General features: G+C 65.8%; 14 protein-coding genes and 1 tRNA gene. 8 read left to right on the plus strand and 7 right to left on the minus strand.

Annotation, left to right across the window (positions count from 1 at the left end):
• Positions 1 to 90: 90 nt before the first annotated feature.
• Both IOC69_RS03500 and cpdR read right to left on the minus strand, forming a co-directional pair.
• A tRNA-Val gene (locus IOC69_RS03500) sits at positions 91 to 165 on the minus strand.
• 57 nt (positions 166 to 222) lie between these two features.
• The gene (gene cpdR, locus IOC69_RS03505) at positions 223 to 582 is read right to left on the minus strand and encodes a cell cycle two-component system response regulator CpdR (RefSeq protein ID WP_290542145.1); all 360 of its coding nucleotides are present in this window, start codon (positions 580 to 582) and stop codon (positions 223 to 225) included.
• Positions 583 to 741: 159 nt separating this feature from the next.
• Between cpdR and IOC69_RS03510 the strand changes: the two genes are divergently transcribed.
• Positions 742 to 1,626 carry an N-formylglutamate amidohydrolase gene (locus IOC69_RS03510; RefSeq protein ID WP_290542146.1) on the plus strand — a complete coding sequence of 295 codons (885 nt, stop codon included), beginning with the start codon at positions 742 to 744 and terminating at the stop codon, positions 1,624 to 1,626.
• 508 nt (positions 1,627 to 2,134) lie between these two features.
• On the plus strand, positions 2,135 to 2,929 hold the full coding sequence (gene hisN / locus IOC69_RS03515) for a histidinol-phosphatase (protein ID WP_290542147.1): 795 nt from the start codon (positions 2,135 to 2,137) through the stop codon (positions 2,927 to 2,929).
• A 36-nt stretch (positions 2,930 to 2,965) separates the two neighbouring features.
• Here hisN and dksA read toward each other — a convergent pair whose 3' ends face one another.
• Together dksA and IOC69_RS03530 are read right to left on the minus strand one after the other, a co-directional pair.
• Positions 2,966 to 3,382: an RNA polymerase-binding protein DksA gene (dksA, locus tag IOC69_RS03520; protein ID WP_290542148.1), complete on the minus strand. Its 417-nt coding sequence runs from the start codon at positions 3,380 to 3,382 to the stop codon at positions 2,966 to 2,968.
• A 454-nt stretch (positions 3,383 to 3,836) separates the two neighbouring features.
• Positions 3,837 to 5,126 carry an FAD-binding oxidoreductase gene (locus IOC69_RS03530; protein WP_290542149.1) on the minus strand — a complete coding sequence of 430 codons (1,290 nt, stop codon included), beginning with the start codon at positions 5,124 to 5,126 and terminating at the stop codon, positions 3,837 to 3,839.
• 163 nt (positions 5,127 to 5,289) lie between these two features.
• Here IOC69_RS03530 and IOC69_RS03535 point away from each other — a divergent pair, with 163 nt between their 5' ends.
• The 6 genes from IOC69_RS03535 to IOC69_RS03560 all read left to right on the plus strand — a co-directional run bounded on the left by IOC69_RS03535 (position 5,290) and on the right by IOC69_RS03560 (position 11,554).
• Complete coding sequence (locus IOC69_RS03535) at positions 5,290 to 6,153, plus strand: ATPase (RefSeq protein WP_290542150.1); 864 nt, start codon at positions 5,290 to 5,292, stop codon at positions 6,151 to 6,153.
• A gap of 5 nt (positions 6,154 to 6,158) precedes the next feature.
• Entirely contained in the window at positions 6,159 to 7,076 is a 918-nt protein-coding gene (metA, locus tag IOC69_RS03540) for a homoserine O-succinyltransferase (RefSeq protein WP_290542151.1), read from the plus strand.
• An 83-nt stretch (positions 7,077 to 7,159) separates the two neighbouring features.
• Positions 7,160 to 7,675, plus strand: a complete 516-nt coding sequence (locus tag IOC69_RS03545) for a histidine phosphatase family protein (protein ID WP_290542152.1) — start codon at positions 7,160 to 7,162, stop codon at positions 7,673 to 7,675.
• Positions 7,676 to 7,738: 63 nt separating this feature from the next.
• Positions 7,739 to 9,175, plus strand: a complete 1,437-nt coding sequence (locus IOC69_RS03550; protein ID WP_290542195.1) for a YcjX family protein — start codon at positions 7,739 to 7,741, stop codon at positions 9,173 to 9,175.
• Positions 9,172 to 10,188, plus strand: coding sequence for a YcjF family protein (locus tag IOC69_RS03555; protein ID WP_290542153.1), 1,017 nt, complete (start codon positions 9,172 to 9,174; stop codon positions 10,186 to 10,188). Before IOC69_RS03550 ends, IOC69_RS03555 begins: the two co-directional genes overlap by 4 nt.
• 268 nt (positions 10,189 to 10,456) lie before the next feature.
• Positions 10,457 to 11,554 (plus strand): ionic transporter y4hA, encoded by a 1,098-nt coding sequence (locus tag IOC69_RS03560; protein ID WP_290542154.1) that lies wholly within the window; start codon positions 10,457 to 10,459, stop codon positions 11,552 to 11,554.
• A 78-nt stretch (positions 11,555 to 11,632) separates the two neighbouring features.
• Here IOC69_RS03560 and IOC69_RS03565 read toward each other — a convergent pair whose 3' ends face one another.
• From IOC69_RS03565 to IOC69_RS03575, 3 genes are all read right to left on the minus strand, one after another.
• Positions 11,633 to 12,661 (minus strand): NAD(P)/FAD-dependent oxidoreductase, encoded by a 1,029-nt coding sequence (locus tag IOC69_RS03565; RefSeq protein WP_290542155.1) that lies wholly within the window; start codon positions 12,659 to 12,661, stop codon positions 11,633 to 11,635.
• A gap of 16 nt (positions 12,662 to 12,677) precedes the next feature.
• On the minus strand, positions 12,678 to 12,998 hold the full coding sequence (locus tag IOC69_RS03570) for a 2Fe-2S iron-sulfur cluster-binding protein (RefSeq protein ID WP_290542156.1): 321 nt from the start codon (positions 12,996 to 12,998) through the stop codon (positions 12,678 to 12,680).
• Positions 12,999 to 13,082: 84 nt separating this feature from the next.
• Entirely contained in the window at positions 13,083 to 13,448 is a 366-nt protein-coding gene (locus tag IOC69_RS03575) for an Hpt domain-containing protein (protein ID WP_290542157.1), read from the minus strand.
• Between the last annotated feature and the right edge of the window lie 323 nt (positions 13,449 to 13,771).

Here is a 13,771-nt window from a genome sequence, read left to right on the forward strand (position 1 = left end):
CGGCGCGTTCACCAAGCCCATGCCGCCGAGGCCCACTACCGCGCAAGACTCACCACGCAGACGCAACTGTAGTACTAAGTTTCTGAAAAATGGTGGGTGGTACAGGGATCGAACCTGTGACCCCTACCATGTCAAGGTAGTGCTCTACCGCTGAGCTAACCACCCACGTCCGACGCGGTGGAGCCGCTATAGCGGGGGCCGTGGAGCGGCGCAACTCAAAACTCAGGCGGCCATCAGGCGTTCGACTTCGTTGACGAGGTCACGCAGGTGGAAGGGCTTGGACAGCACCTTGGCATCCTTGGGAGCCCTGGAATCCGGGTGCAGCGCCACGGCGGCAAAGCCCGTGATGAACATGATCTTCATCGACGGGTCAAGCTCGGATGCCCGGCGGGCCAGCTCGATTCCGTCCATTTGCGGCATCACGATATCGGTGAGCAGCAGATCGAAGCTTGTGTGCTTGATCCGCTCGAAAGCGCTCAGGCCTTCGCCGAAGCTCGTCACCTCATGGCCGGCCTTCTCGAGCGCCTTCACCAGGAAGTTCCGCATGTCGTCATCGTCTTCGGCGAGGAGAATCTTGGCCATGGTCTTCATCGTCACATTATCGTTCCGAAAGGCAAGCCTTACCAGCCGAACGCCTTCCCCGTCACCCCGCCTTGTGCCAGCAAAGCGTGAATGAAGCCTTGCCGCCTTCCCGCGGCTGGGCGAATATCCACGGCCAACCGCCACGGAAGACAAGTCGGCATGCCGGACGCCCGCCCGCCTTTCGAGATCCTGTCGCCCAGGGAATGGACGGCGCCCGCCGTCTTCAACTCTCCCCACAGCGGGCGCGAGTTCGCGGACGCCTTCCTGAGCCAGTCCCGGCTGACGCGGCACAGCCTGCGCAAATCGGAGGATTGCTACGTCGACGAGCTGTTCTTGTCCTGTGTGGAGCACGGAGCCCCGATGCTCAGGGCCCGCGTGCCGCGCAGCTACATCGACCTCAACCGCGAGCCCTATGAACTCGACCCGCGCATGTTCGCGGGAGAGTTGCCGGGCTATGCCAACACCGGGTCGCCGCGCGTGGCCGGAGGGCTTGGCACCATTCCCCGCATCGTTTCCGAGGGCGAGGAAATCTACCGCGGTCACATCGATCTTGCCGAGGCGCTGCGCCGGATCGAGCAGGTTCACCTGCCCTATCACCGCACACTGTCCGCCCTCACCAACGCCGTGGTGGCGAAGATGGGCGAAGTGCTGCTGGTCGACTGCCATTCCATGCCCGCAAGCGCCAGCGCCCACCTGGCCCCCCAGCCGGCAGGCCGGATCGACGTGGTCCTGGGCGACAGGTTCGGCGCCTCCTGCGCCGGGGACATTTCCGCATTCGTCGAGGAGGAGCTGCGCCGGCAGGGCCTGCGCGTGCTGCGCAACAAGCCCTATGCAGGCGGCTTCATCACCCAGAACCACGGCGCGCCGCATCGCGGCCGGCATGCCCTGCAGATCGAGATCAACCGCAGCCTCTACATGAACGAGGCGACACTGGAGAAGACCGCCGGCTTTCGCGACCTGGCCGCCCTCCTCGGCAAGCTGTGCGGCGCCCTGCTGCCCTATCTGGAACAGCGCTTCGCGCCGCGCCAGCTCGCCGCCGAATAGGCAAGGCCGCCCCTCAACACGCGCGGCGACGATCAATAAAAAAGGGCCAGTGCACCATGGCGACTGGCCCAAGTCTAGGGAGGAAACGCCCAGGAAGGGCAGCAAGACATCTCTGCCTTGCACCGCCGATATGGCAGTGCGGCATGGCGTAATCAAGAGGGGCCTCGGCAGAATTTTGCACATCCGATCAAAAATCACCCGGAAGGGCCCTCGCGCCTTGGCAAAACCATTTGAAATCATTTGAATTTCCGTCAAACCTTGGAAGCTATGCGGTCAGCGCATGAGGTATGGATTTTGCTGCAACGCAACATATCAACAACCAAGGCGGACCCGAATCATCTTCTGGAGTTTGATCCGCAAAAGTGGAACCCGGCTTTGCAATATGATCATGCTCAAGCATATGACCTGGAGCATGATCCGCAAAAGTGGAATCCGCTTTTGCGATAAGATCATGCTCAGGCATATGACCTGGAGCATGATCCGGGGAAGCACAGGAAGAGAGCGTCGCATGTCGAGAATGCCTGACTGGGCCGAACTCACCCGCTTTGCCACCGCCCTGGCGGAGGCTGCGGCAGGCGCAATCCTGCCCTTCTTCCGGCAGAACACGGCGGTCGACGTCAAGGATGGCCCGGTGTGGGACCCCGTGACGGAGGGCGACCGCGCCGGCGAGCGCGCCATCCGCCAGCTGATCGAGCGGCACCACCCGGACCATGGCATCCATGGCGAGGAATATGGCGTTAAGGAAGGCCGCTCGCCCTTCACCTGGGTGCTGGACCCGGTCGACGGCACGCGCGCCTTCGTCAGCGGCCTGCCGACCTGGGCCACCCTCATCGGCCTCAGTTACGAGGGGCGGCCGGTGCTGGGGCTGATGAACCAGCCGGTGGTGGGCGACATGTTCCATGGCACGCCGGAGGGCGCCTGGCACAGCCACCGCGGCAGCGTCTGCGCCATCCGCACGCGCCAGGGCGTTCCCCTGTCACGCGCCACGCTCGGCACCACCGCGCCCGAACTCTACGGCGGCGGGGACAACCAGCGCCGCTTCCAGGCCCTGCGGGCCAAGGCGCAACTCACCCGCTATGGCGGGGATTCGTATTCTTTCTGCCTCATGGCGGCGGGGCACATGGACATCGCCATGGACTGCGGGCTTCAGCCCTATGACATCGCGCCGCTCCTGCCCATCGTTTCGGGCGCGGGCGGTGTTGCGGCGGAATGGACCGGGGGCGAGGCAGCACACGGCGGCAATGTCATCACCGCGGGCTCGCAAGCGCTTCTCGATGAGGCGCTCGCCATCATGGCGGGCTGACGCCGCAACACGCCGCCGGGCGGCGGCCCCACGAAGTCAATCGTCGCGGTAGACGCGTTCGCGCCGCTCGTGGCGCTCCTGCGCCTCGATCGACAGCGTGGCGATCGGACGCGCGTCCAGGCGCTTGAGGCTGATGGGCTCGCCCGTCTCCTCGCAATAGCCGTAGGATCCGTCATCGATGCGCTTCAGCGCGGCGTCGATCTTGGAGATCAGCTTGCGCTGGCGGTCACGCGTGCGCAGCTCCAGCGAACGGTCGGTCTCGGAGGAGGCGCGGTCCGCCAGATCCGGAAGGACGTGATTCTCGTCCTGCAAATGGGCGATGGTCTCCTTGCTCTCTTTCAGAATATCTTCCTTCCAGGCAAAGAGCTTCACCCGGAAATAGTCGCGCTGCCGTTCGTTCATGAACGGCTCGTCGTCACTGGGTTTGTAGGCTTCGTCGACTTCTGCAGCCATTTCGAACTCTCTGTGAACCCCTGCTTGGGCGCGGCTTATAGCGGCAGGCCGGGCACGCCACAATAGCCCGGTTGCGCCAGCCGCACGACGTCCGCAATCCGCCTATCGCCATGATTTTGCAACGTTTTCATGACGTTTGCCGGGTGGGGCGGGGCTGGAGCATGGTCCGCAAGAGGGGAACCCGCTTTGGCGGCCAGATCACGCTCCGGCAGATGGCCCGGCGGGAACCGCAAGGAGTTTGACCGAGGCGCTTTGCGGGAACCGCGGACGATGCCGCGGTCAACGACGTCAACACGGCGGTCAACGCCGCCATCGGCGCCCCATCATCGAGTGGCACGTCAGGTTCGCCACCAAGGCGCAGCGGGGGCTTTATGAATATAATTCCGTAGCGCGCCCGCGCCGCTCCCAGCTCGGCGACAAACGCGTGCACGGCCCCCCGCTGGCGAAGGCCATGTCAGGCCGCCTTTCCGTGCCGCCGCTCGTCGATCAAGTCCTTCAGCTGCATGTACCAATAGCCCGCCTGAACGCCCATGCGGCCGAAGGGCCCGCCCGCCCATTCCGGGGCGTAAGCGCCGAAGCGGCGGTATTCGTCGTCCCCGGCGCTGATCGCGCGCGCCATCAGAATGCCGCCCATGGCGGTGGTGTTCATGCCATGGCCGCCGAAGGCCGTGGCCCACCATTGCCCCTGCCCGTCGCAGCTGATCAGCGGCATGAAGTGGCGCGCATAGCCCATCAGCCCCGCCCAGGCATAATCGATCCTGGGATTGCCGAGCTCCGGGAACACCGACACCATGTCGCCCTTCATCCGCTCAGCCAACCGCGCAGGTTCCGAAACGCGCGTGGTGATCGCCCCGCCCCAGAGAAGCCGCCCCCCGTCGATCAGGCGATAATAGTTCCCCGCGCGCCGGGTGTCCGAAATGGCGCTCCGTGTACGGATCACATCCTGCCTGAGCGGCTCCGTGACAGCGACATAGGTCGCCACGGGCAGCACCGCGCGCCCCGTCGGCCGGTGCAGCGTCCGGTCCAGCGAGGACACGCAATAGACGACATTCGCAGCCCGCACCTCGCCCTGGGCCGTGCGTACCGACCACGCCGCGCCCTGCTTCTCCACCGAGAGCGCCGGCGAATTCTCGTAAATCCGGGCCCCGGCCGCCGCGGCCGAGCCCGCGATCATCAGCGCATAGCGCAGCGGGTGCATGTGGAAGGCGGTGGGGTCATAGGAGGACTGGAAATAGCGCCTGGTGTTCACCCGCGCCCGCGTCTCCGCCACGTCGAGGAATTCCATGGGCTGGCCATAGTCCCGCGTCATCTCCGCCACCGCCGCCTGCTTCGCGGCGGCGCTGGAATAGCGGATGCAGCCCTGCCAGCCGTCGCCCATCTTGACCGAGGGGTCCGTCCCGGCGATCTCGCGGCGCACGAACTCCGTCCCCTCGCAGGAGAGCCGATAGAGCGCCTGCGCGGCGGGAAGCCCCACCCGCCGCGCCACATTCCCCATGCCCTCGGCAAAACCGTTGGACACGAAGCCGCCATTCCGGCCCGAGGCCCCCCAGGCAATGCGCCTGGCCTCCAGCAGCACCACGGATGTGCCCCGCCGGGCCAGCTCCAGCGCCGCGGTCAGGCCCGCGAGCCCGCCTCCGATCACGCAGGCCCCGGCTTCGACCCGTCCGGCGAGGGCGGGCCGCGCCGACCCCCGGTCCACGGTGGCCTCATACCAGGTCATTCCGGAGCGGTCCGCGCCGATCATTCTCATGCCTCACACGCCGGTTGCCCGCGCCCCAGGCCTTCCGCCAGCGCATGTTCCGTTCAGGCGGAACCGCCTGGACGGAACATGCGCCAGGCCAAAGGCTCAAGCATGATCTTGTCGCAAAAGCGGTTCCACTTTTGCGGATCATGCTCTATGGAACGCCATGCGCTTCGCTTCAGGCAAAGACTTCGCAAGCCGACCGAACACCTCCATCACCATATTCGGCATGTCAGGCGTGGGCAAGACGACGCTCTCGAACCTCCTGCAGGATTCGGGCTGGTACCATTATTCCGTCGATTACCGAATCGGCACCCGCTACATGGGCGAGCACATCGTCGACAATTTCAAGCGCGAGGCGATGCGCGTGCCCTTCCTGCGCGATCTCCTGCTGTCGGACTCGATCCACATCCAGTCCAACATCACCTTCGATCACCTGAAGCCGCTTTCAACCTATCTTGGCAAGCCCGGCAATCCGGACAAGGGCGGCATCGCCTTCGCCGAATACAAGACGCGCCAGGCCCAGCACCGCGCGGCGGAGATTGCGGCGCTGCTCGATGTGCCCACATTCATCGGCAAGGCGCGCGATATCTACCGCTATGAAAACTTCGTCTGCGATTCCGGAGGTTCCCTCTGCGAGGTGATCGACCCGGAGAACCCGCTCGACCCGGTGCTCTCATGCCTCGCCGGCAACACCGTGCTCCTCTATATCGAGGGCACGCCCGAGCACACCAGGATGCTCGTGGAGCGCTTCCGCAGGCAGCCGAAGCCCATGTATTACCAGCCGCGGTTCCTCGAAACGAAATGGGCCGAATACAAGGCCATCAACGGCATCCCGCGGGATGACGACGTGGACCCCGACGGCTTCGCAGTCTGGGGCTTCGAGCAGCTGCTTCACCACCGGATCCCGCTCTACCAGGCGATCGCCGCCAAGTTCGGCTACACGGTCCGAATGCGTGACGTGCCATCCGTCCAGTCCGAGGAGGACTTCATAGCACTCGTCGCCAATGCCATAGACCAGGCCCGGTAAGCACCATGCCCATCCGAATTCCCAACGATCTTCCCGCCCGCCGCACGCTCGAATCCGAGGGCGTGATGGTGATGACGGAAGCGACCGCCGCCCGCCAGGACATCCGCCCCTTGCGCCTCGGCCTCCTCAACCTCATGCCCAACAAGATCAGGACGGAGACGCAATTCGCGCGCCTCATCGGCGCCACGCCGCTGCAGGTGGAGCTCAGCCTCGTCAAGATCACCGGCCACACGCCCAAGAACACCGGCCCCGAACACATGCTCGCCTTCTACGCGAACTGGGAGGACGTGAAGGACCAGAAGTTCGACGGCTTCATCGTCACCGGCGCCCCCGTCGAGCTGCTCGACTTCGAGGACGTCACCTATTGGGACGAGCTGTCGCGCATCTATGACTGGACGCAGAGCCACGTGCACTCCACCTTCAACATCTGCTGGGGTGCGCAGGCCGCGCTCTGGCACTTCCACAGGGTGCCGAAGCATGCGCTGCCGAGGAAGCGCTTCGGCGTCTACACCCACCGCAACCTGAAGCCCAGCTCGCCCTATCTCCGCGGCTTCTCGGACGACTTCTCGATCCCCGTCTCGCGCTGGACCGAGAACCGCCGCGCCGACGTCCCCGCCCACCGCGGCCTCGAATTGCTGATGGAGTCGGATGAGGCGGGCCTCTGCCTCATCGACGACCCGGCGAGGCGCGCGCTATACATGTTCAACCACATCGAATACGACACCACCTCGCTGTCGGACGAATACTGGCGGGACCGCAACGCCGGAAAATCCATCGAGCTGCCGGCGAACTACTTCCCCAACAACGATCCCGAACAGCCGCCGGAGAACCGCTGGCGCAGCCACGCGCATCTTCTCTTCGGCAACTGGATCAACGAGGTCTACCAGACCACACCCTTCGACCTGGCGAAGATCGGCGGCTGAGAAAGAGCCCTCATCCGCAAGTCCGCTTTCTTTTCGTCAAGAACCCGGTCTAATCTTTATTCTCCTCAATCGCGGGATGACCCATGCCCGACCGCCAGCTGCTTCTCCTCCGCCACGCCAAGGCCGTGACCGGCGAGGGCATGCAGGATTTCGACCGCCCTCTCGCTCCGCGCGGCGAACGGGCTGCGCAAACCATGGGCCGCTACATGGCTGAGCATGGCCTTGCCCCCGATCTCGTGCTCTGCTCCCCCGCCCGCCGCACCAGCCAGACCTGGGAGATCGCCGCGCGCGAGTTGCCGCCCGCCGATGTCCGCCACGTCGGGGCCCTCTATGACTTCGGCGATGGCGGGGCCCTGCTTGAGGTCATCCGCCAGCATGGCGGCACGGCGCGGCGCCTCCTGCTCGTCACCCACAATCCGGCCGCCCAGCACCTTGCCCTCGATCTTGCCGGCTCCGGCGATCCGGCGCAGCGCCGCCAGATGCTGGAGAAATATCCAACCGCGGGCCTCGCCGTGCTGTCCCATGACGGCTGCTGGCACGGCCTCGCGCAGGGCAGCTGCCGGCTTGACGCCTTCGCCCGCCCACGGGATCTCGGCTGACGTTTTTCTTGCCTTGGGCGCTCATCCGCACCACTTATCGGGCGTCGAAAGGGGTTCCGCAAGATCGTAAGATTCGCCGATATTGTTGACGGCACGCGCATTGCCGCGGGCGGCCTTTCGGATTTCGCCACCGGCCTTGTGAACCCTTCGGTGCGCCTGGGCGTCACCGGCCTGTCGCGCGCCGGCAAGACCGTCTTCATCACGGCCCTCGTCAACGCGCTGCTGAAGGGCGGCCGCTTGCCCGCCTTCGAGGCGCTGAGCGGCGGCCGCATCACGCGCTGCTATCTGGAACCGCAGCCCGACGACACGCTGCCGCGCTTCGCCTTCGAAAGCCACACCGGGGCGCTGGCCGGCGAGCACCGCCACTGGCCGGAGAGCACCAGCCGCATCAGCCAGCTGCGCATAACGGCCGAATATTCTCCGATGGGCCTCATCGCCCGCAATCTGGGTCCGGGTCGCCTCCACATTGACATCGTGGATTACCCGGGCGAGTGGCTGCTGGACCTGCCGCTGATGCGCATGAGCTATGCCCAGTGGTCCGCCGCCACCGTGGCGGCAAGCCGCGTGGCCCCGCGCAGCCGCTTTGCCGGCGAATGGCACGCGCTGCTCCCGGCGCTCGATGCGGCGAAACCCGCCGTGGAGCAGGACGCCATCACCGCGGGCGGCGTCTTCACCGCATATCTGGCCCGCTGCCGCGAGGACGGCGTCTCGCTCTCCACCCTGCCGCCCGGCCGCTTCCTCATGCCGGGCGATTACAGGGGCTCGCCGCTCCTCGCCTTCGCGCCGGTCGACATTGCTCCGGATGCGGAGCTTCGGAGGGGCTCGCTCGGCGCGCTGATGGAGCGGCGCTACCAGGCTTACGTCTCCGCCATCGTGAAGCCGTTCTTCCACGGTCATTTCGCAAGGCTCGACCGGCAGATCGTGCTGGTCGACGCGCTCACCGCGCTGAACGCCGGCGCCCCGGCGGTGAAGGACCTGCAGCATGCGCTCGAAGGCATCCTCGCCTGCTTCCGCCAGGGGCGCAACCCGCGCCTGCCGAACCCCTTCGGCCGCCGCATCGACCGCGTGCTCTTCGCCGCCACCAAGGCGGACCTGCTGCACCACACGAGCCATGACCGGCTGGAAAACATCCTCAGGCTCATTGTCGGTCAGGCGATGACCAGGGCGGAATATTCCGGCGCCAGGATTGAGGTGGCCGCCCTGGCCGCCATCCGCGCCACGCGCGAGGCCAGCGTGCGGCAGAAGGGCGGGACGCTGGAGTGCATCGTCGGCACGCCGCTCGCCGGCGAGACGGTGGGCGAGACCGCCTTCGACGGCGCCACCGAAGCCGCCATCTTCCCCGGCGATCTTCCCGTGGACGCGCGGAAGGCGCTCGACGGCTCGCTGGAGGGCAGCCTCAAATTCGTGCGCTTCCGCCCGCCCTTGCCGAAGGACGGCGTCTGGCCGGCGATCCGCCTTGACCGCACCATGGAATTCCTGCTGGGAGACCGCTTCCGATGAGCGAGCACCGCAACCCGCGGGCCTTCGTCTTCGACAAGCCCGAACCGGAGGATGAACCGCGGCGGAACCCCCGCGCCATCACCGGCATCGCATTCGAGCCGGAGACCGACGGGGGCGGCCCCATCGTCACGCCGCCCGCCTGGTCCCGCCCCAGCCGTTTCCGCTGGGGCGCGCTGCTGGCCTCCGCCCTCTTCGCGCTGGTCGCCATGGGGGCCGGCCTTTCCATCTCGAAACTGGTCGAGGATTTCTTTGCCCGCTCGCCCATCCTCGGCTGGACGGCGCTGGGCGCGGCCGCCATCGCCGCCTCCGCCGCGCTGGTCATCATCCTGCGCGAGATCTGGGCGCTGGCCCGGCTGCGCCGCATCGAGCACATCCAGGCCGACGCCGCGCGCGCCATCAACACGGACGACTCCGCCGCGGCGGAACGCGCGGTGGACAAGCTCAAGTCCCTCTATGCCGGCCGCCCCGACGCGCAGCTTGGCCTGCGCGAGATGAAGCGCCACGAGGGCGACATCCTCGACGGGCGCGACCGCATCCGCCTCGCCGAGCGCCACCTCGTCGACTGGCGCGATGCGGAGGCCCACCGCATCATCGCCCATGCCGCCCGCCGCATCACGCTGCTCACCACGGTGGCCCCCACGGCGGCGCTCGACATCCTGCTCGTCGCCGCCCAGAACCTGCGCATGATGCGGGACCTGGCCGCGCTCTATGGCGGGCGGCCCTCGACCTTTTCCACGCTGCGCCTCGCCCGCATGGTGATCAGCCATCTGGCGCTGACCGGCGGCATCGCGCTGTCCGACAATCTGATCCAGCATGTCGTGGGCCGCGGCCTTCTCGGCAGGCTGTCCGCGCGCTTCGGCGAGGGCACGGTGAACGGCATCCTCACCGCGCGCGTCGGCCTCGCCGCGCGCGACGTCTGCCGCCCCATCCCGCAGGAAACCGCGGCGAAGGACACGCTTGGCAGCCTGATGAAGGAACTCGTTTCCTCCGCCCCGCGGGAGAAGGACAATTGAAACCCCTCGCCGCCCAGGCCTCATCCGGCACAACCGCACAGGCACGGCTTATCCGGAACCGGCGTGCCTCAACTCCATCGGGCGAAGGATACCGGAGTACGATCTTATCGCAAAACCGGTTCCACTTTTGCGGATCATGCTCTGGTCATAAGCTTGAGCATGATCTTGTCGCAAAAGCGGTTCCACTTTTGCGGATCATGCTCTGGCAAATCTGCTTGCCGGGCCGGGTCCTGGGCTCTTAACTTGTGCCGCAGGCAAGGAGACACGCTTGGCCGGACCGAAACATGCCCATAACCCCTGGTGGACGATGGCCTTTCCGCTGCTCGCGGCAGCGCTCGTCATCGCCTATTTCGCCGGGCTCGTGCCGAAGGACCAGCCGCTGTTCTTCGCCATCGAGGCGGCGATCCTGCTGGGGATCGTGTTCTCCGCCGTGCACCATGCCGAGGTGGTGGGCAACCGCGTGGGCGAGCCCTTCGGATCGATCATCCTCGCCGTCTCCGTCACCATCATCGAAGTCGGGCTCATCGTGGCGCTGATGCTGGCGGCGGATGACGGCGGCCCGACCATCGCGCGCGACACGGTCTATGCCGCCGTCATGCTGGTGCTCACCGGGTTGATCGGTCTGTGCCTGGTGGCGGGCGGGCACAGGCATTACGAGCAGACCATCAAGGTCACCGGAACATCGTCCTACCTCGCGGTGCTGGGCGCCCTCTCCGTCTCGGCGCTGATACTCCCGAATTTCACCACCTCCACCGCCGGTCCCACCTATTCGGCGGCGCAGCTCACCGCCGTGGCGCTGGTCTCCATCATGCTTTATGCCGCCTTCATGTTCGTGCAGACAGTGCGCCACCGCGACTATTTCCTCGCCGCCGCCGACGATGTCCATGCCGGGGATTATGAGGCACCCGCCAACCGCGCCGCCGGCGTCAGCCTGGCCTTCCTGCTCGTCTCGCTGGCGGGCGTCGTGCTGCTGGCCAAGATGCTGGCCCCGGCGCTCGATGAGCTGATCGGCATGGCGGGCCTGCCGCCGGAATTCACCGGCGTGGTCATCGCCGCCCTCGTGCTGGCGCCGGAAAGCATCGCCGCGGTGCGCGCCTCGCTCGCCAACCGGCCGCAGACCGCCATCAACCTGGCGCTGGGCTCGGCGCTCGCCTCCATCGCGCTGACGATTCCGGTCATCGCCATTCTGGGCGCCTTCGCCGATGTGCAGCTGGCGCTCGGCGTGCCGCCCGCCAAGACCGTGCTCCTGTCGCTCGCCCTCTTCGTCAGCGCCATCACCCTGCTGCCCGGCCGCACCACCGTGCTGCAGGGCTACGTGCATCTGGGCCTGTTCATCATGTTCATCGTGGTCGCCGCCGTGCCGTGAGGCAATGTGCGCTTGCCGCCGCCACCCTGCCCCGCACCGGCGGCAGGGGGATGACGCGCAAAAGCCGGACAAACGGCCTTACGAAACCCCCAGCTTCTTCTGCAGGCTGGAACTCGACGTGGTGTACTGGAACATCAGCCGCTCGCCGGGGTTCTTCAGCCTGAACGCCTTCTGCGCCATCAGCGCGGCCTCGTGGAAGCCGGACAGGATCAGCTTCAGCTTGCCGGGATAGGTGTTGATATCGCCGATGGCGAAGATGCCCTCAACCGACGTCTCGAACTTCTCGGTATCGACAGGGATTAAATTCTTATGAAGGTTGAGGCCCCATTCCGCCACGGGACCGAGCTTCATGGTGAGACCGAAGAAGGGCAGCATGGCATTGCAGGCAATGTCGAAGCTTGCGCCGTCATTGCCCTTCACGGTGGCGGCGGAGAGCGCGCCGCCATCGCCTTTGAGCCCCGTCACCTGGCCGAGCCGGAAGGACATCTTGCCCCCCTCGACCAGCTCGCGCATCTTCCTCACCGAGTCGGGTGCGGCGCGGAATTCGTCGCGGCGGTGGAGCAGCGTCAGGCTCCTGGCGATGGGCTGAAGGTTGATTGTCCAGTCGAGGGCCGAATCGCCGCCGCCCACGATCAGCACGTCCTTGCCGCGCAAGGCATCCATTTTCCTCACTGAATAGAAGACCGAGGAACTCTCGTAAGCCTCGATCCCCGGGATCGGCGGTTTCTTGGGCTGGAACGAGCCGCCGCCCGCCGCGATCACCACCACCCTGGAGCGGAAGACGAGCCCGCCATCGGTCTCGACCTCGAAGCCGGCTTCGCCCAGCTTCCTCACGCCCGTCACCATGTGGTTGAAATGGAACTCGGGGCGAAACGGCTTGATCTGCTCCATCAGGCGCGTGGTGAGCTCCGCCCCCGTCACCATCGGCAGGGCCGGAATGTCATAGATCGGCTTTTCAGGATAAAGCTCGGCGCACTGGCCGCCCGGCCGGTCGAGGATGTCGATGACATGGCAGCGGATGTCGAGGAGGCCGAGTTCGAACACGGCGAACAGGCCGCAGGGTCCGGCACCGACGATGACGGCATCGGTGGTGATCGCGTCCGGCATGGGTGCTGGTCCTTCCTCAGAACTGTTTTTCGGGAACCTTCACGCGCAACCCGTCGAGCGCGTCCGACACCTTGATCTGGCAGGACAGGCGGGAATTGTCGCGGACGTCGAAGGCGAAATCCAGCATGTCCTCCTCCATCGGGTTACGGGCGCCCGCCTTTTCCACCCAGCCGGGCTCGATATAGACGTGGCAGGTGGCGCAGGCGCAGGCGCCGCCGCAGTCGGCGTCGATGCCGGGCACCTGGTTCTTGACGGCCGTTTCCATGACCGACATGCCGGGAAGCCCCTCCACCGTCTGCTCGCTGCCGTTGTGCTGGATGAAGGTGATCTTGGCCATGACATATCCGCAAGAAAAGCGTTCGTTTTTCCGAACGGATTTCTAAAGCATGATCCGGCGAAACACAACTGCGGGTACCTCAGGTCACGCCGGGGGGTAGGCCGATCCCGCCGCCTGCGCGAATTCCGCCGCCGCCACCCTCAGCCCCTGGAGGCGAAGCAGCCGCACGCCGGGCTCGCCGGGAAAGGCCAGGTTTTCGAGGCAGGCGGCGAGGTTTTGCAGCTTCTGTGCCCCCACGGCGGCGCTGGCCCCCTTCAGCGTATGGGCGGCAAATTTCCACTCGGCAGCGGTTGCCGCATTGTCAAGAAGCTGCAGCGTGGCCGGCAGCTGGGCCAGGAACAGCCCCAGCACCTCCACTGCAAGCCGTTGATCATGCATGGTATTGTGTTCAAGACCGAGCCGGTCGAACACCGCGCTGTCAGCACCGGGCTTGAGCATTGCACTGGCCATGACGGAGACTCCCACACACCCTGGCGCATGGTCCGCAAAAGTGGTTCCACTTTTGCGGATCATGCCCCAGATCATAAGCCTGAGCATGATCTTATCGCAAAACCGATTCCACTTTTGCGGAACATGCTCTGCCACAGCCTACACGCCGGGCCTGAGCGGATGGTAAAGGGCGCCCGGCCCGCTCGCATTTTCCGCAAATTTTTCAATGCGTCCACGGCCTTTAACCAATTTTTAAATATTCATGCCGGGCAGACCGATGGCGGGTTCAACCGGCCCTCCCGATGGGCTATGATATAATTTGAGAATCCGCGACCCGATGCCGC

The organism is Aestuariivirga sp. (assembly GCF_020252405.1).
Classification (GTDB): domain Bacteria; phylum Pseudomonadota; class Alphaproteobacteria; order Rhizobiales; family Aestuariivirgaceae; genus Aestuariivirga.